9 protein-coding genes are annotated in these 18,375 nt (G+C 69.2%); 5 read left to right on the forward strand and 4 right to left on the reverse strand.

Annotation, left to right across the window (positions count from 1 at the left end; genetic code table 11):
• The first annotated feature begins 67 nt into the window (after positions 1-67).
• The gene (locus Pth03_RS21330; RefSeq protein ID WP_203946096.1) at positions 68-2,572 is read left to right on the forward strand and encodes a NucA/NucB deoxyribonuclease domain-containing protein; all 2,505 of its coding nucleotides are present in this window, start codon (positions 68-70) and stop codon (positions 2,570-2,572) included.
• Between the two features lie 92 nt (positions 2,573-2,664).
• Here Pth03_RS21330 and Pth03_RS21335 read toward each other — a convergent pair whose 3' ends face one another.
• Positions 2,665-8,274, reverse strand: a complete 5,610-nt coding sequence (locus Pth03_RS21335; RefSeq protein ID WP_203946097.1) for a GH92 family glycosyl hydrolase — start codon at positions 8,272-8,274, stop codon at positions 2,665-2,667.
• 405 nt (positions 8,275-8,679) lie between these two features.
• Positions 8,680-9,633 (reverse strand): ROK family protein, encoded by a 954-nt coding sequence (locus tag Pth03_RS21340; protein WP_203946098.1) that lies wholly within the window; start codon positions 9,631-9,633, stop codon positions 8,680-8,682.
• Positions 9,634-9,701: 68 nt separating this feature from the next.
• Between Pth03_RS21340 and Pth03_RS21345 the strand changes: the two genes are divergently transcribed.
• The 4 genes from Pth03_RS21345 (at position 9,702) to Pth03_RS21360 (ending at position 15,440) form a co-directional block, all read left to right on the forward strand.
• Positions 9,702-10,715: a LacI family DNA-binding transcriptional regulator gene (locus tag Pth03_RS21345; protein ID WP_239119241.1), complete on the forward strand. Its 1,014-nt coding sequence runs from the start codon at positions 9,702-9,704 to the stop codon at positions 10,713-10,715.
• Positions 10,716-11,419: 704 nt separating this feature from the next.
• Positions 11,420-12,967: a multiple monosaccharide ABC transporter ATP-binding protein gene (gene mmsA, locus Pth03_RS21350; protein WP_239119242.1), complete on the forward strand. Its 1,548-nt coding sequence runs from the start codon at positions 11,420-11,422 to the stop codon at positions 12,965-12,967.
• Positions 12,964-14,262, forward strand: coding sequence for a multiple monosaccharide ABC transporter permease (gene mmsB / locus Pth03_RS21355; protein WP_203946099.1), 1,299 nt, complete (start codon positions 12,964-12,966; stop codon positions 14,260-14,262). The genes mmsA and mmsB overlap by 4 nt, the downstream gene beginning before the upstream one ends.
• A 65-nt stretch (positions 14,263-14,327) precedes the next feature.
• Positions 14,328-15,440, forward strand: a complete 1,113-nt coding sequence (locus tag Pth03_RS21360) for a substrate-binding domain-containing protein (RefSeq protein WP_203946100.1) — start codon at positions 14,328-14,330, stop codon at positions 15,438-15,440.
• Between the two features lie 81 nt (positions 15,441-15,521).
• Here the strand turns inward: Pth03_RS21360 and Pth03_RS21365 are convergent, their stop codons facing one another.
• Entirely contained in the window at positions 15,522-17,063 is a 1,542-nt protein-coding gene (locus Pth03_RS21365) for a nickel/cobalt transporter (RefSeq protein ID WP_203946101.1), read from the reverse strand.
• Positions 17,060-18,355, reverse strand: coding sequence for a tetratricopeptide repeat protein (locus Pth03_RS21370; protein ID WP_203946102.1), 1,296 nt, complete (start codon positions 18,353-18,355; stop codon positions 17,060-17,062). The genes Pth03_RS21365 and Pth03_RS21370 overlap by 4 nt, the downstream gene beginning before the upstream one ends.
• Positions 18,356-18,375 lie beyond the last annotated feature (20 nt).

Here is an 18,375-nt window from a genome sequence, read left to right on the forward strand (position 1 = left end):
GATTCGCTTCCTGATCAATTACGAGGGGGAAGAGACGTTGGGGTTACGTCCTTCGAAGCGAAAAGCAATGACTCTGGTGATGGCCGCCGTGCTGGTGGCGGGGATGACACAGCCCGCCTCGGCCGCCGGTCCCGAACCCGCAGGAGAGCCTTCCGTCAGATACTCGTCGGAGGTCACCTTCAGATTCGGCGACGGCAGCACGGTCGGCGCCGACGACATGAAAGCCAAGGTCCAGCGGGAGACCGCGTCGCTCTCCCCCGAGGAGGCGCAGGCGGCCGCCCGGGAGACCGCGATCGCGACGGGGCAGAAGTCCTACCGTGACTCGGCGGAGTTCGGGGACGGGGAAGAGCAGAACCGCGTCGCCGCCGCCATGGCTGAGCCACCCGACGAGCCTGACGAGAACTTCGTCAAGAACTGCACGTCACTGCCCGGCGCACGAAGCAAGGTCGGCCGGATTCACAACCGATTCGAATACTGCCAGCGCGGCGAGCTCAAGATCGACTACTACGAGTTCTACACCGACAAACCTCCGAAGAAGGTGGGCACCACCGAGGCCGAGTTCACCATCATCGGCCTGGCCAGCAATCAGACCAGAAAGGTCCGCATCTTCTTCCGGATCGAGAAGGGCTCGGTCGACTACGACTGGGGCCTGTGGGACAACTGGTTCACCGCGCCCAACCAGTCCTTCAGCGCGGTCGGCGATTGCCGCGAGGCGCCCGACTACTGTCACGGCGCGTTCTCCGGCGTGGACCACACCCTGGCCTCCTGGGACACGGGAGTGTGGGCCAAGTGGGACATCTTCTCCCATGAAGACCGCTCGACATTCCAGGACAAGGTGCTCTACCACCAGTGGTTCATCAGGATCGGTTCAGGTGCTGAGGGAAGGTTCAAACTCCTCAAACCCGTCGACACCGACGATCGGATGATCCGGTGCGACTCGGCGACGTACTTCCAGTTCGCGCCGCAGGCCTGCATCTTCAACGAGGTGCTCCCCCACATCACGTATTCGACAGGCGACAGAGACGTGGCCCTGGTGGCCAACCACATCAAGATCGCCCAGGACACGCCCAACGACTCCTATCCGCTCCTGGTTCCGGCGGGATTTCCGCCGCCGAGGGACAAGCTCATCCCTGGCCGTCTAGGCAGCGCCGCCGACCCGGGGCTGCACCGCTACGACCCGGCCAACACCGGACTGGCCAAGAACCACGAGGACCACAAGGAGGCCGCCTGCTATCGCACGGGCGTCCAGCGGGACGTCTACTTCGACCTGTGGCTGCCCAGACCACCACAGCCTCCGGGCGAACAGTGCGACGAGTACCCCTTCGCCTCCACCATCGAGGGCGCGTCCAACCCCGACTGGGACTTCTCGGTTCGCGCGGTGCCGCAGCGCCAGAACTCGGTCGCGGGAGGCAGGCTCCGCGCCTATTACACCGGCGACAGGATCCTCTACACCGATCCCACCCCAGGTGCTCCGATCAGCGACGAGTTCTGGGTCGAGATCACCGACGGCGGGAGCGGAGGATCCCTCCCCGTTCCGGTCGACGAGCCGCCGACCGTGAGCGCCGGCGTGGACGTCACGGGGGACGAGGGCGCTTTCATCACGCTCAACGGGTACGCGCACGACCGCGAGTCCACCCCCTCCCTCACCTGGACGTTGCAGCCGGTGTCGGGAACCGATCCGGGCGCGGCCTGCGTGGTCGCCGACCCGCGCGCCGCCCAGACGACGATCACCTGTAACGACGACGGCGAGTTCGTCGCCATCCTGACGGCGAACGACGGGGTGAACGGCCCGGTGACCGACCGTGCCACCGTCACCGTCCGCAATGTGGCGCCGCGCGTCGCCGCCACGAGCCAGCCCGCCCGGAAAGCCCTGGCCGTCGATCCCGCGGGGTTCGGTCCCGAGCCCTGGTCGGTCTACCGCGTGGGCACGGACGTCACGGTCACGGTGCCGGTCAGCGATCCGGGTGAGAACGACACGCACACGTGCGTGGTCGGCTGGGACGACGGCACCACGGAGGATTTCGCGGCGGTCGACGACCGGTGCGACCGCTCGCACCGGTACGCCCACGCGGGGATGTACACGATCAAGGTCACGGTGACGGACGACGACCTGGGAACCCGGACACGGGAGACCATGGTCGTGGTCTACGACCCGGACGCGGGATTCGCGACCGGCGGCGGTCACCTCGCCTCGCCGGAGCCCTTCGCAGGAAAGGGCCACTTCCAGTTCAATCCGGCCTACCGGCCCCACGACGAGGGCCCCGAACCGACCAGAGGCAAGGTCTCGTTCCGAGTCGACGGCACGGACTTCGACGTGGCGTCCGAGACGCTGGAGTGGCTGGTCGTCACCCCTGACGACAAGGTCGCCGTCAAGGGCACGACGGCGGACGGGCGCGGGTTCGTCCTGTACGGCTACGACCCCGACCGGCTGAGGCTGGTCGTCTGGGACCTGAAGACGGGCCCCTACCCGCTTCGGGACAACGTCTACGACAACAGTCCCTCTCTGGAATACGACCTGGACCTGGTGGACCCGCAGCAGATCACCGCGGGAGCCATCCGGATCCACAACTGAATCAGCCCGGCTCCGCGGAGCCGGGCCGTACATGAACCGCCGGTGGGCGGGGCCGTGATCACGGCCCCGCCCACCGGTTTCACTGCTCCGGCTCAGTTCTGGCCGGTGACAGTGAAGGGAGATTCCACCCGGGTCGCCGAGTCGGCGCCGGCCAGCGTGACGCTGGTCGAACCGGGCTTCGCCGTTCCCGGAACGCTGACGGTCGCACCGGAGATGATGCCGTCACCGTTCGCGTGCACGGTGGTGGAGGAGAGTCCGTCACCGAAGGTGATCGTGACCGCTTCGTTCCGCGCGAACCCGGAACCGTCGATCGTGATCGCCGTACCACGCGGCCCCGAGGTCGCCGACAGCAGCACCTGCGGCCGGTACGCCGGCACCGCCGGCTGCTCCTCGGTCACCTGGACGGTCGCCGTCGCCGGTGTCTGGGACGACGCCCCGGCGGCGGTCACGGAGTACCGGCCGGGCTCGGCGTCATCGGACGCCACGACCGACGCGTGCACCGCGCCCTGGGCCGAGGCCTCGACCGTCAGACTGCGCGCCGGGCTGGTGCCCAGCTTGACGGTCACGCGCTCGCCCGCGGCGAACCCGCTGCCGTTGACGGTGATCGGGTCACCGGCGAGAGCCGACTGCGTCACCGCGATCGACGGCTGCGACCCGGACCGCGCCACCTTCACGGTGAACGTCTCCGTGCTGCTCGACAGCGTTTCCCACGTGGTGACGTGAACCGTGTACGTGCCCTCCTGCGCATAGGTGTGCCGTCCGCTGATCGCACCGGACGCGTCGACCGTGGCGTCGTCGGGAGCCGTGCCGTCACCCCACTGGACGCGGGCGTGGTAGCCCTCCGAGCCGATGACGCCGCCGGTCACCGAACCGAGGTCCGCGGCGAAGACCTGCCCCGGGGTGGCCGTCTGGGCCTTGGGGGCGGTGACCTCCAGCGCTGCGTGCGGCGTGCCGTCGTCGGCGACGGCGAACACGTGGATCCTGCCCGCGGAGCCGGGGTCGCCGGTCTGGGCCGGCAGGGTCACCGAGACGAGCTTCTTGCCCGCCGGGATCTGGTACGGCGCGGTGGCGAACAGGAACGGCTGCGCGCCGTCCCGGCTGGTGCCGAGCAGCCGGTACGCGGTCTTGGCGACGACGATGTTGCCGTACGACGGCGTGCCGTTGGGGTTGCCGCCCAGCGTCCAGTCGCTCATCTGGATCGGGAAGGCGGCGGTGCTGCCGTCACTGAACGTCGCCGTGCCGGTCGTGCTCTGGTTGCCCTGTGTGCCGACGCCGATGAACGAGATGCTCTTGGCGTCGTCCGGCAGGTTGAGCACGATCGTCTTGCCGTTGCCGGTGGCGTCGTCCCGCTGGCCCGCCGGGATCGCCGGCAGCGTGAAGTGCAGCGCCGTTCCGGGCACGTCGTGCGACCGGCCCTGGGTTATGCCGGCCGCCTCGAGAGCGGCACGCGAGTACGCCCACCCCTTGGCGTCGCAGTTGGCCGCGAGGACTCCCTCGTCGCCGATGCAGACGGTGTCGAACGCCGCGGTGAGACCGGAGCTCGGCGCGTAGGCCACGTCGACACCGATCGTCGCCGATCCCTGGCCGGTGCCGTCGTTCACCGTGACGGCGGCCTGGTAGTAACCCGGCGTGGCGTAGGTGTGCGAGCCGCTGACGCTGTACACGTCCCGCGAGCTCAGGGCCAGGGTGCCTGCGGTGGCCGGCGAGCCGTCACCCCAGTTGATGGTGGCCGTGTAGCCGCTCGTGTTGCCCCCGGTGACCGAGGCGACCGGCATCGACACCGGAGCGCCGGACGTCGCGTGCACACTGTCCGCGGTGGTCACCGTGATGGCGCCGCCACCGAGCTGGAGGTCGCCACCGGCGAGCAGCTCGATCTCGGCGAGGTTCGTCTGAGTGGCGCCGACCGTCTTCGTCACGACCAGGCGGAACTGCGCGAACCGTCCCGGATTGCTGATCTTGAACGGCCGGGTCTGGTTGCGCCACTGGAACACCTCGCCCTTGCGGGAGTCGACGGTGGTCCAGGTGATCCCGTCGTTGGAGCCCTGCAGCCGCCAGTCCGCGGGGTCTCCCGCGCTCGCCCCCGAGGTGAGGGTGTAGTACATCGGCGTCTGCTTGCCGCCCCGGAAGGCCCAGCTGACCTGCGGTGTGCCGGAGGTGAAGGTCATCTGCGTGATCGACGAGTCGTCGAACAGCTTCGACGCGTCCTGCCCACCGGTCGCGGTCGCGGTGCCGAGACCGGGGCCCGTGGTGTCCTGCAACGGCTTGGGCGCCTCGTTGCCCTTGGTCAGCGACGGCGGTGCGTCGTTCTTGCCGGTGCCCCAGGACGACGGCTTGGGGCCCATCTCGAAGTCGATCGTGCCGCCACGGGCGAGCGTGGACGAGTCGATGGACACGTCACGCTGCTTCTTCCCGTTGACCTTCACGCTCTGCACGTAGACGTTCTTCGTGCTGTTGTCCGGCGCGTTGACGACGATGTCGCCGGTCGTCCGGTGGACGGTCATCCGGGTGAACTGCGGCGAACCGATGGCCCAGTTGGACGAGCCGGCCTGCAGCGGGTAGATGCCGAGCGAGCTGAGGATGTACCACGACGACATCTCGCCGTTGTCCTCGTCGCCCAGGTAGCCCTGGCCGATCTCGCCGCCGGCGTAGAGGCGCTGCAGGATCTCCCGCACGATCGCCTGCGTCTTCGACGGCTCCCCGGCATAGTCGTACATGTAAGGGATGTGGTGCGACGGCTGGTTACTCATGCCGAGCTGGCCCAGGCGCACCGCGCGCGCTTCGAGCATCTCGTGGATGGTGGTGCCGTACCCACCGGTGTGGTCGGCATTCTCCGGGGTGCTGAAGAACTGGTCGAGCTTGTCCCCCAGCGCCTTCTGCCCGCCGTACAGGTTGGCCAGACCCTGGCCGTCCTGCTGCGCGGTGAACGCGAAGTTCCACCCGTTGGTCTCGGTGTAGACGCCGCCCCAGTCGAGCGGGTCGCCGGTCAGGAAGTTACCGGCGGCGTCGCGCCCCTGGAAGAACTTCTGGTTCTTGTCGAAGAGGTTGACGTAGTTGCGGGCCCGCTCCAGGAAGTACTGCGGCTCCTCCTTGAGCCGCTGGCGATCCGCCTTCGGCGTGGCCTTGTCCTTCGCCAGGGCGGCACCCATGTTGCCGATGCCGTAGTCGTTGATGAAGCCTTCCAGCGCCCACGACACCGACTCGCCGGTGGAGGTCGGCGTGTAGCCGAGGAACAGCGAGCGCTCGATGCCCTTGCGGCCGACCTCGCTGCGCCCGGACGCGACCGTCGCGTCCTTCACCGCGGAGTCGTACGCGGCGAGCGGGTCGGGCAGCTTAACGCCGTTCAGGTAAGCCTCGGCCAGCGCGACGTTCGCGCTGGTGCCGGTCATCAGGTCGGCGTAGCCGGGGGACGACCAGCGGGCGACCCAGCCGCCGTCACGGTACTGCTGGACGAACCCGTCGGCGATCTTGGCCGCGATGTCCGGATACAGCAGCGAGTACGCGGGCCACACGGTGCGGTAGGTGTCCCAGAACCCGTTGTTGACGTAGATCTGACCGTCGACGATCTTCGCGCCGGTCTGCGTGGCGGTCGACGTGCCGGTCGGCGCCGAAACCGGGCTGGCGTACTGCCAGTGCGGCTGGGCGGCGGTGCCGGTGTTCTCCGACTGCGAGTTCGGATAGAGGTTCAGCCGGTACAGGTTCGAGTACAGCGTCACCAGCTGCGTCTCGTTCGCACCCCCCACCTCGATCCGGCCGAGGCGGTCCTGCCAGGCCGCGGTGGCGGCGGCGTGGATCTGGTCGAAGCTCTTGCCGGTGACCTCGAAGTCGAGGTTCCTGTGCGCCTGGTCGACCGAGATGAACGACGTCGCGATGCGCAGCGTCACCTGCTGGTTCGCAGAGAGGTCGAAGGTGGCCGAAGTGGCGGAGGTCGCCGTCGGCGCACGGTCGAAGGCGCCCGACACGAACATCCGGCTGCGACCTGCCGACAGGCCGCTTCCGTTGTCGACCCAGCCGGTGAACGTGCCGTCGGTGCCGATGGTGAACGTGCCGTTGTAGAAGACGAGGCTTCCGGTGGCCTGCCCGGACGGGAAGGCGAACTGCATGATCCCGCCGTGGTCGGTGGGCGACATCTGCGCGTTCAGGCCGTTCTGCAGCGTGACCGAGTAGAGGTCCGGCCGTGCGATCTCGTCGTCGTGGCTGAAGGCGACCGCGCGGTTGCTCGGCGCTCCGGTGAGCGGCCCGCCCGCGAGCACCGGCATGACCGACATCTGGTTGCGGTCGCCCATCCACGGGCTGGGCTCGTGCGAGATCTCAAGCCCCTGCAGCGTGGGCAGGTTGGCCGCGTTGTTGGCCCGCTGGTAGTCGTACTCCCAGCTGTTGGACGCGGCGTTGGTGACCGGCGTGAAGAAGTTGAAGCCGTTCGGCATCGCCGAGATCGGCAGGTTGTTGCCGCGCGAGAACCCGCCGGTCGCGTTGGTACCGCGCCGGGTGTCGACGTAGTTGGTCAGGCTGGAGCCGTCGATCGGCGCCGGGCTGCCCGTCACCTTGATGTCGTCGAGCCAGCCCTGGAAACGCGTCGAGGCGCTCGCCTGGGGATCGTCGTAGGAGAGCAGGATGCGGTCGATCGTCTTGCCGTTCGCGACCGCCCCGATCTCGGACTGCACCGCGTTCCACTCGCCGGTGTACAGCACCTTCGACGCGCCCTGCCCCGCCGCCGTGAGCGAGTAACCGTGCTGGTCGAGGGGGGAACGGCTGCTCAGGTAGGTGCCGTCGGTGAAGTGCAGGTCGACGGCCACGTACGTGGACGGGTACTGCGCGTCATCGGCGGTGAACTCGGGGAAGACCTTGTAGGTCAGCCGGGTCTTCGGTCCGACCGGGATGTCGACGTCGAACAGCTTGTTGGTCGCGGATGCGCGACCGCCGGCCTGGGCGTAGCCCGCGTACCGCAGCGCGGTCACTCCGGTGAATCCGGCCCCGGGCTTCATGTTGGCGCCGTCGACCGGACCCGGACCGGCGACACTGACCATCGGGGTGGCCGGCCGCGTGGTGTCCGAGCCGTCGCTGATGTTCCAGTCGGCGAGCTGGATGATCGAGTCACCGGAGTTCGCGGTGACGTTCAGCCGGTAGTAGGTGTAGGCGGTCGTGTTGGTAAAGCTGTAGGTGTTGGTGGCGAACCGCCCGGTGAAGGTCTGTCCTGTCCGGCTGTCCAGGTCGGTCCACTCGTTGCCGTCGTTCGACCCCTGAACCGTGAAGTCCTTGGGGTCACGGCCCGGCGCGTCGTTCGCCGAGGTCAGCGCGTACTTCTTTACCGCCACGGGCTGGGACATCCGGTAGGTGACCGAGCCGGTCCGGCTGAAGGCCAGCCACTTGGTCGACGAGTCGTCGTCCTTGAGGTTCGCGGCGACTTCGCCCGGCGGGTTCTCCGCGCTCGCGGTCACCGCGCTGATCTGGCCGAGCACGCTTCCCGGCAGTCCGGGGTTGGAGCCGCTCAGGTTGGCCTGGACCGGCTTGCCGTCCGCGCCGACCTCCGCGGTGCTCGTCGCGGATTGCGGGTCGGACGACTCGAACGAGGAGCCGAAATTGCCCGGCGGCACCGCGGCGTTCGCCGCAGGCGTGGCGACGAGCATCCACGCCGGCAGCGACAGCGCCGTGGCAGCGGCTATCCGCCTGAGGGACAAAAGACGAGCAAGGGGGGAATCTGACATCACTGGGCCTTTCGACTCGATGGAGATCGAGCGTCGAACGTCGGGGAGGAAGACCCTGGCTGCCACGGTCCATCGACCGTGATGGACCGGGCAGCGCGCCTACCGGGCAGCCGGGCAGGGCCCGCCGTATGCCGGCCGTGGATCACCGCTCAAGCGGCCCGGGGGTCACCGCGGAGCGACGCCGGGAGGGGTGCCGCCAGGCGGTGAGAACCGCTTCGACCGCTGCCGTGAGTAGGGATGTAGGTCTTCAACCATGCGGAAGCTCCACGAGGAGACGGTGCGCCCGCGGAAGAGCGCACCCGAATGGAGATCGCGGCTAGCCTGTTACTCCGAGACAACGTTGTCAAGACTAATCGCGTAACCTCGCCGAAACACTCCGTTGGTTTCCCAGGTGGCCCAGGGAGGTCAGGTGAGCGAGGCGACGCCGCGGCCGGCGTACGCCTCCGGGGCGAGCACCAGGGCGGCGGCGCCGACCAGGCCGGCGGAGTTGCCGAGGCTCGCGGTCGTCACCTCGATCCCCTGGAGGAAGGCCAGCCGGCCGTACTCGGTGATGGCCGCCCTCAGTGGCGGGAAGAGCAGGTCGTGGGCGGCCGAGACACCGCCGCCGATCACCACCCGGGACAGGTCGCAGATGGCCGCCGTCGAGACGATGCCCGCCGCGAGGGCACGGCCGGCCCGCTGGAACGCCTCGTTCGCGTACGGATCACCGGCCCGGGCCGCGGCCGCGAGGTCCACCCCGGTCGGCGCCGGCACGGGTGCCTGCCATCCGGTGCGCAGTGCCCACGCGACCATGCTCGGCCCGCTGCTCATCGCCTCGACGCAGCCCCGTCCCCCGCACGGGCAGGGAACGCCGTCGAGGTCGACGACCACGTGGCCGATATGGCCGGCGTTGCCGCTCGGCCCGGCGACCAGGCGCCCGCCCTGGATCAGGCCTCCCCCCACACCGGTGGAGACGACGATGCCCAGCAGATCGTCCACGTCCTGTCCCGCTCCGCGCCAGTGCTCCCCCGCCGCGGCGCAGATGCCGTCGCCGGCGAGCCGGGCAGGAACCCCGGGCACGAGTTCGGCAAGACGGTGCAGAAGCGGGAAACGCCGCCAGGCCGGGATGTTGACCGGGCTGATCGAGCCCTCCGGCACATGGATGGGGCCGGCCGAGCCCACGCCGACGCCGACCACCTGCCCCGTGCCGGCCGCGAGGACCTCCGCGACGAGTTCGGTCACGGGGCGCCAGACCGCCTCCGGGTCAGGGGAAACGGCCGTCGGCCGGACCCGCCGCTCGACAACGGTTCCGTCGGCGGCGACCAGGGCGGCGGCTACCTTGGTTCCGCCGACGTCGACGGCGAGGGCGAGATCGGACATGAGGCTCCCTATAGCGCTCGGACAACGTTGTCACAATAGCGTCAGGCACGCCCGGTAAGGTTCGTCGCGTGGCTAGTGACGTCGGCCGTGCAAGGCGGCCCACCATGGCGGACGTGGCGGCTCGGGCCGGAGTGAGTCTGAAGACCGTCTCCCGGGTCGTGAACAACGCGCCGCATGTCCAGCCTGAGCTGGTCGAACGGGTGCTCGCCGCCGTGGCCGAGCTCGGCTTCCGGCGCAACCCCCAGGCCAGCTCACTGCGCTCCGGACAGCCGTCCGCCACGATAGGCCTGCTGATCGAGGAGATCGCCAACCCGTTCTACGCCACGATCGCGGGAGTCGTCGCCGAGATCGCGCGGCAGAACGACACGATGCTCATCATCGCCAGCTCCGAAGAGGATCCGGACCGCGAGCAGCAACTGCTGCGGGAGATGTGCACCCGCCGCGTCGACGGACTGCTCGTCGTGCCCGCCGGCGACGACCACGCGTTCCTGCGCGCCGAGATCGAGCTCGGCACCCCCATGGTCTTCCTCGACCGGCCGGCCGGCGGGCTGATCGCCGACACGGTGCTGCTCGACAACCGCGGAGGCGCGCGGGACGGGATGCGCCGGCTCCTCGAGGCGGGCCATCGCCGGATCGGAATCCTGCTCGACTCGCTCGGCGTCTACACGATGCGCGAGCGGCTGGACGGCGCGCAGGACGCGCTCGCCCCGGCCGGCGTGCCGTACGACACCCGGCTGGTCCGCGACGGCATCCGCGGCCCCTCCGCGGCGGCCAGGGTCGTCTCCGAGATGCTCGACCGGCCGGATGCGCCGACCGCCTTCTTCAGCCTGAACAACCGGATCACCCTGGGCGTGATCGAGGAACTGCACCGGCGCGGCAGCGACGCCGCGCTGCTCGGATTCGACGACTTCGACATGGCCGGCCTGGTGCCGTACCCGTTGACGGTCATCGCCTACGACACCCGGGAACTGGCTCGGGCCGCCGCCGAGCTGCTGTTCCGCCGGATAGAGGGCGACCGCTCCTGGCCACGTACAGTGGTGCTCCCGACCGAGCTGGTCGCGCGGGGCCTCGCGCCCCGCTAGCCGGCACCTGCCGTGCACCCCCGGCACCCGATCGGCGTACGGCTCGGCGCGACTTGTGCCGCCCGGATCGGCGGACCGGTCAGCCGATCATGTGAGGTTAAACACCCTGAGAGGCGATATCCGTCACGAAATGGCCACATTGGAACGACCTCGGTTGACACACCCGTAACGTGGGAGCAGTCTCTACCCGCTACCTGCCTGACAACGATGTCACGAGCTACCGGAGGGAGAACAGAATCGTCATGGTTGTTGATCTTCTCTCCCGCGGCGCCGTGTCCGGTCAGGAGGGCCTCGCGGGTGGGGATGAGCCGGCCGGTCGGCGCCGGGGCGGAAGAGCCCTGGGTGATCGCGCCCGGCGGACATCGTCGCCGGCCGCCCGCGACGAGGCAGCCGGGCCCGTGCCGGCCCGTAACCGCGCACGACTGCGGCATCGACACACGCCGATCACCCCCCGAACAGGCGGCTTGTCCGAGATATAGGCGATATTGGGGCTTCGCGAAGCCCCTTCGTCTTCGCAATAGGTTTCAGGCCATGGACTACGTGGCCTCGACTGATGACGACCCCCGGAGGCAAGAAATGTCATGGGTGACGTGGCGCGACCCGCTGCAGCCGGTCGCGCGCGGATCCCTCCGGCGGCTCAGGGACGGCGACCCCGCCGCCCCGCGGCCGTACCCGGCATGGGACCGGAGCGGGGTGAGCTGGTCATGAGCGGCGCACCCGTCCTGCTGGAGATGCGTTCGATCACCAAGGAGTTCCCGGGGGTCAAGGCGCTCTCCGATGTGAACCTGGTCGTGCGGGCCGGCGAGATCCACGCGATCGCCGGAGAGAACGGCGCCGGCAAGTCCACCCTGATGAAGGTGCTCAGCGGGGTCTACCCGTACGGCAGCTATTCCGGCCAGATCCTCTACCGGGGCACGGAGAGCCGGTTCTCCGACATCCGGGCCAGCGAACAGGCCGGCATCGTGATCATCCACCAGGAGCTCGCCCTGGTGCCCGGCATGTCCATCACCGAGAACATCTTCCTCGGCAACGAACCGGGCCGTGGCGGCGTGATCGACTGGAAGGTCGCCAACCGCCGGGCTCTGGAGCTGATGGCCCGGGTCGGTCTGGAAGAGGACCCGGACACGCTGATCAAGGACATCGGCGTGGGCAAGCAGCAGCTCGTGGAGATCGCGAAGGCGTTCGCCAAGGACGTGAAGCTGCTCATCCTCGACGAGCCCACCGCCGCCCTGAACGAGGACGACTCGCAGCACCTGCTCGACCTTCTTCGTGACTTCAAGGGCCGGGGCATCACGTCGATCATCATCTCCCACAAGCTCAACGAGATCGCGCAGGTCGCCGACTCCATCACCATCCTTCGGGACGGCAAGACGATCGAGACCCTCGACATCAAGGCGGACGGCGTCGACGAGGACCGGATCGTGCGGGGCATGGTCGGCCGGGAGCTGCACAGCCGGTTCCCGGACCACACGCCCAACATCGGCGAGGTCTTCTTCGAGGTGCGCGACTGGACGGTCCGGCACCCGATCTCCGCCGACCGCCTGGTGGCCAAGCACTCCAGCTTCACCGTGCGCCGCGGCGAGATCGTCGGGTTCGCCGGCCTCATGGGCGCCGGGCGCACCGAGCTGGCGATGAGCCTGTTCGGCCGGTCGTACGGCACCTACGTCTCCGGGCAGATCTTCAAGGACGGCCAGGAGATCGTGCTGAAGTCCGTGTCGGACGCCATCGAGCACGGCCTGGCGTACGTCAGTGAGGACCGCAAGTCGATCGGCCTGAATCTGCTCGACGACATCAAGACCTCGATGGTGTCGGCCAAGCTGTCCAAGATCTCCAGCCACGGCGTGATCGACCACGTGCGGGAGTACCAGGCGGCCGAGAGCTATCGGACGAGCCTGCGCGTCAAGGCCCCCAGCGTCGACGAGGGGGTCACCAAGCTCTCCGGCGGCAACCAGCAGAAGGTCGTGCTGGCTAAGTGGATGTTCACCGATCCCGACCTGCTCATCCTCGATGAACCGACCCGGGGCATCGACGTGGGCGCCAAGTACGAGATCTACGGCATCATCCAGCGGCTCGCCGACCAGGGGAAGGGCGTCGTCGTCATCTCGTCGGAGCTGCCCGAGCTGATCGGACTGTGCGACCGGATCTACACGGTGTTCGAGGGGACGATCACCGGCGACATCGACCGGCAGGACGCCGACCCCGAACTCCTGTTGAAGCAGATGACCTCAGCGAAGAAGGCACAACGATCATGAGCCGCGTGAAAGAACTCCAGAAATCCCTGTTCGGAGGGACGACCTCCAACGCCCGTCAGTTCGGGATGATCTTCACGCTGGTCGCGATCGTCCTCCTGTTCCAGATCCTGACCGACGGCCTGACGCTGAGCCCCGGCAACCTCATCTCGCTGGTGAGCCAGTACTCCTACATCCTGATCCTGGCCATCGGAATGCTGATGGTCATCGTGGCCGGCCACATCGACCTGTCCGTCGGCTCGGTCGCCGCGTTCGTCGGCATCGTGGTCGCGAACGTCATGCAGGACTACTCGGTGCCGTGGTTCCCGGCCATTCTGATCGGCCTGGCGGTCGGCGCCCTCATCGGCGCCTGGCAGGGCTTCTGGGTGGCGTACGTCGGCGTGCCGGCGTTCATCGTCACCCTGGCCGGCATGATGTTGTTCCGCGGCGGCAACCAGTTCATCGGCAACGCCGACACCATCCCCGTGCCTGAAGGATTCAGGACCATCGGCGCCGGCTTCCTGCCGGAGGTCGGCCCGGACACCGGGTACAACAACCTCACGCTCCTGCTCGGCCTGGTGGTCTGCGTGGCGGTGGTGATCCGGGAGTGGCGGGGCCGCCGCACCCGGCGGGAGATGATGGCCGACGTCGCCCCGATGTGGATCTCGGCGATCCGGATCGTCATCCCCGTCGTCGTGGTGGTGTTCGCGACCCTGCAGTTCGCCGGCGGACGGGTCGGGACCAGCTTCCCGGTCTCCGGAATCATCCTCGGCGTCCTGGTCGTCATCTACGGGTTCGTCACCCGCAACACGGCGGGCGGCCGGCACATCTACGCGGTCGGCGGCAACGCCCGCGCCGCCGAGCTGTCCGGCGTCAAGCTCAAGCGGGTCAACTTCCTCGTGATGATGAACATGTCGGTCCTGGCGGCTCTGGCCGGCATGATCTTCGTCGCCCGTTCGGCCGCCTCCGGGCCGCAGGACGGCATCGGCTGGGAGCTGGACGCGATCGCCGCCGTCTTCGTCGGCGGCGCGGCCGTCTCCGGCGGACTCGGCACGATCAGCGGGTCCATCGTCGGCGGCCTCGTCATGGCCGTGCTCAACAACGGCTTGCAGCTGATGGGCGTGGGCTCCGACAGGGTGCAGATCATCAAGGGTGTGGTCCTGCTGCTCGCCGTCGCGCTCGACGCCTACAACAAGAAGCAGGGACGTTTCTCCGTCATCGACTCCCTGATGCGCCCGTTCCGCAGGGACGCGGCGCTCAGCCCCGCGTCTGCCGTCGAAGCGGGCCAGGAAAGCGGCAAAAGTCCGGTAGCCGGCTGACGGCCACCGTTCGACGGGGCGGACGCCTCCGCCCCGTCTTATTTCGAAGAAGGGCACACCTGAAAATGCGTAACATCCTCGTCAGGGGTGTGGCGGCCGGCGCCATCGCGCTGCTGGCGCTTGCCGGCTGCTCGTCCGAGCGTTCGGGCGGCGACGCCACTGCCTCCAGCTCGGCCGGCTCCGACAAGGGCTTCCCGGCCAACTCTCTGATCGGCGTCGCCCTCCCGGCGAAGACCTCGGAGAACTGGGTTCTGGCCGGTGACCTGTTCACCAACGGCCTGAAGGAGGCCGGCTTCCAGTCCGACGTTCAGTACGCCGGCTCCTCCACCACTGTCGCCGACCAGCAGGCGCAGATCTCGGCCATGGTCACCAAGGGCGCCAAGGTCATCGTCATCGGCGCGACCGACGCCGCTCAGCTGAGCACCCAGGTCGAGGCCGCCAAGCAGGCCGGTGCGACGGTCATCGCCTACGACCGTCTCATCAAGAACACCCAGGGCGTCGACTACTACGTCGCGTACGACAACTTCAAGGTCGGCGAGCTCCAGGGCCAGGCCCTGCTCGACGGCATGGCGAAGAAGAAGTCGAGCGGCCCGTACACCATCGAGCTGTTCTCCGGCTCGCAGGACGACAACAACTCGGCGGTGTTCTTCGACGGCGCGATGAGCGTGCTCAAGCCGAAGATCGACTCGGGTGACGTCGTGGTCGGCTCCGGCCAGACCGACATCAAGCAGACTGCCACCGACGGCTGGAAGGCCGAGAACGCCCAGCGTCGGATGGACTCTCTGCTGACCTCCACCTACAACGGTGACAAGACGCTGGACGGCGTGCTCTCCCCGAACGACACGCTGGCCCGCGCCATCATCACCTCGGTCAAGGGCGCCGGCAAGCCGATCCCGGTCGTGACCGGCCAGGACTCCGAGGTCGAGTCGGTCAAGTCGATCATGGCCGGCGAGCAGTACTCCACGATCAACAAGGACACCCGCAACCTGGTCAAGCAGACCATCCAGATGGTCAAGGACCTGCAGGCCGGTAAGACGCCCGAGGTCAACGACACCAAGTCGTACAACAACGGCGTGAAGGTCGTCCCGTCGTTCCTGCTGCCGCCGGTGATCGTGACCAAGGAGAACGCCGCCGAGGCGTACGCCAACGACCCCACCCTGGCCCCGCTCACCAAGTAGCGGCGCCCGGCCGAAGTCAGGCACCGATGTGGGTCCCCGCAGTGCGGGGACCCACATTCGTTTTTTCGGGGGGTGAGCAGGTCAGGCGGCCCCGGTGAGGCTGCGTACCGCGAGGCCCAGCCCGAGCACGATGACGACGCAGGCGGTGGCGACCGGTGCCAGCGCCGACCAGCGGGCCGTCAGGCCGTGGCTCCCGACGGCGATGCGGTCGAGCCTTCCCGCCAGCCTGACCAGCAGCAGCCCGGTGACGGTGAGCGTGGCGGCCATCCCGACGCCGTAGGCGAAGACGAGTGCGATCCCGAACCAGGTACGGCCGAGCGCGATGGCACCCAGCAGGACGACGAGCGCTGACGGGCTGGGCACCAGGCCTCCGGCCACCCCCATGCCCACCAGTCCGCGTCGCGAGCCCCCTTCCCGCACGTGACCGACCCGCTCCCGCTCCAGCAGGGCAACCCGGCCGCCCTCCGCACCCGCGTGCCCGTGCCCGTGACCGTGTCCATGTCCGTGACCGTGTCCATGCCCGTGGCCATGCCCGTGACCGTGGTGCTCCCCGCTACGACGGGCCCGCCAGGCGGACCTCAGCAGACCCGCGCCGATGACGGCGATCAGCAGACCGCTGGCCAAGCCGAGCCGGCCGAGCAACGACTCGCCGGTGAGGGTGGAGAAGACGGTCAGCAGCAGGCCGGCCACGAGAACGCCGAGCGTGTGGGTGACGGTCACGGTGGCGCCGACGACCAGCGCGTCCCGTGGACGGCCTCGCCGCCCGGCCAGGTAGGCCGCCATGATGGTCTTGCCGTGTCCTGGGGCGAGCGCGTGACCGGCGCCGAGCAGCGTGGCCAGCAGAACGGCCAGCAGGCCCAGCGGCACGGTCAGCGACTCGGTGCCGACCAGCCTGGTGAACGTGTCGTCCAGGGCGGCCAGCACGTCCCCGACCGGCCCGCCGCCCGTCAGCGGCGGCGCGACCGCCACGGATCCGGCCCCGGGGACGACGCTCAGTTCCGCCGTACGCTGGTCGAGCGGGCTCGCCAGGAGGTCACCGGGGTAGCCGCGCAGTTCCTTGCTGACGCTCACACCGGGAACGGACGACCGCGCCAGCCGTGCCCCGCCTGCGGACACCGCCGTGATCTCCCGCCAGCCCAGCCGGTCGGCGAGGAAGCCGTCCCTGAACCCGACCGTTCCCCGCGTCACCACCGACACCGACAGCCGGCAGGTCAGGCGGCTGATCTCCAGCCCGCCCTGTCCGGGTTCGTAGACGAAGCCGGCCTCGGAGACCCGCCACGGCGTCGCCGTCCCGTTGACCGTCAGGCGCTGCGCGGCGGCGAGCTCGCCGCACCGGGCGGTGCCGTACGACGATCGTTCGGCGTCGGACACCGTGCCCGACCGGTCGGCGTCCACCGTGGAGCGGGCCTGGAGGGTGGGCAGCTCGGCGCTGTCCACGATCGCCAGGTTCTCCACCTCGTCCGGAGTGATCCGCAGGCCGTTGTAGTGGTTGACGGTGAAGTTGCCCAAGGGGTGCATGGACGCGGCCCGGGCGGCCGCAGGGGTCGCGGCGAGCGTCGCGCATATCGCCAGGCCGGACAGGGCCGCGGCGACCGCCGTCCTGACAACCCTTCCGTGCCTCATGACAACCTCGCCAGCGCCGGAAGATCAGGGGAGAACGCCGGATCGATGTCACGGACCATGGCCGCGGATTTCCGGGCTTCCTCGCCCATGCCGAGCGAACGCTCGATCTCCGCGCGGTGGTGATGGAGCAGCGCGTTGCGCCAGCCGGTGGCGGTGGCCTCGCGCGCGTACGGCAACGCCTCCCGGTCGCGGCCGTCGCGGTGCAAGGCCCAGGCCAGGGCGTCGGCCGCGACCACGTTGGGGTTGCGGGCGTACTCGGCCCGGGCGTGCTCCACCGCCCGTGCGGGAGAGCCATGGTCGGCCTCGTACTCGGCCCAGGTCAGGTCGTCCTTGACCCCTGCCTCTTTCATGAGGTCCCGTTGTGCGCGCAGCAGCGCCCACTGCTCCCCCGGGTCCCTGCCCGCCGCGGACAGCACCTCGCCGTACTCGGTGACGTACTGAGCGAGGGGCAACCGGGCGACCACGGTGGCGTAGAGATCGGCGGCCTCGGCCGGCCGGCCGCTGAGCGCGGCGGCCCGGGCGGTTCCGGCGAGAGCGGGGGTGAAGTCGGGGGCGGCCTCCAGCGCGAGACGGTATTGCTTCGTGGCACCTTTCAGATCACCGGAGTGCAGGGCCAGCTCTCCCAGGTAGTGGCGGCAGTAGGCGATGTCGGCAGGCGAGAACGCGTCGCCGAGGGCCCGCTCCAGCATGCGGCGGGCCGCGGCCCGGTCACCGTGGAGCTCGGCGTCGTAGGACGCCCGGGTGAAGGCCGCGACGCCGGGGTGCAGGGCCATCATCCTGTCGATCGCCCGCGTCGCCTCGCCATACCGGCCGAGCTGGGTGTAGGCGTCGGCCAGCACCGCTTGGGCGTCCACGCCGTAGGGGTTGGCGGCCTCCGACACTCGGGCCAGCCGTACGGCCTCGGCGAAGTCGTGACGACCGGCGGCCAGGGCGGCCTGGCCGGTCAGCGCGGCGAAGTTGCCGGGGCGCAAGGCGACGGAACGGGCCAGCGCCTGCTCGGCGCGGGGATAGAAGGACGGGTCGGCGGTCAGGCGGGCCTGCTGCACGTAGGCGGAGCCGAGCTGTGCCCAGGCCTGGTGGTCGTCGGGCAGACGCTGGAGCCGGGCGGTGAGCGCCCGGATCGCGTCCTTGAGCGAGGTGGCCAAGACCGGGTTCTCGCCGGTCTGGTAGGCGGCCCCGACGACGACGGTCGGTGACTGCCGGTCGCCGGGGATGAGGGCGGCCCCCACGGTCAGAACGGAGGCCAGGCCCAGCACGGCGGCGACGATCCGGACTTTCGCGGAATTCTTCACGGTGATCCCCTAAGGACTGG

Source organism: Planotetraspora thailandica (assembly GCF_016863335.1).
In the GTDB taxonomy this organism is placed as follows: domain Bacteria; phylum Actinomycetota; class Actinomycetes; order Streptosporangiales; family Streptosporangiaceae; genus Planotetraspora; species Planotetraspora thailandica.

What these genes read in the sequence shown, in the direction of transcription:
- Pth03_RS21360 (WP_203946100.1), top strand. Translation starts at nt 14,328, where the DNA reads ATGCGTAACATCCTCGTCAGGGGTGTGGCGGCCGGCGCCATCGCGCTG.
- Pth03_RS21335 (WP_203946097.1), bottom strand. Translation starts at nt 8,274, where the DNA reads ATGTCAGATTCCCCCCTTGCTCGTCTTTTGTCCCTCAGGCGGATAGCC.
- mmsB (WP_203946099.1), top strand. Translation starts at nt 12,964, where the DNA reads ATGAGCCGCGTGAAAGAACTCCAGAAATCCCTGTTCGGAGGGACGACC.
- Pth03_RS21340 (WP_203946098.1), bottom strand. Translation starts at nt 9,633, where the DNA reads ATGTCCGATCTCGCCCTCGCCGTCGACGTCGGCGGAACCAAGGTAGCC.
- Pth03_RS21330 (WP_203946096.1), top strand. Translation starts at nt 68, where the DNA reads ATGACTCTGGTGATGGCCGCCGTGCTGGTGGCGGGGATGACACAGCCC.
- Pth03_RS21365 (WP_203946101.1), bottom strand. Translation starts at nt 17,063, where the DNA reads ATGAGGCACGGAAGGGTTGTCAGGACGGCGGTCGCCGCGGCCCTGTCC.
- mmsA (WP_239119242.1), top strand. Translation starts at nt 11,420, where the DNA reads ATGAGCGGCGCACCCGTCCTGCTGGAGATGCGTTCGATCACCAAGGAG.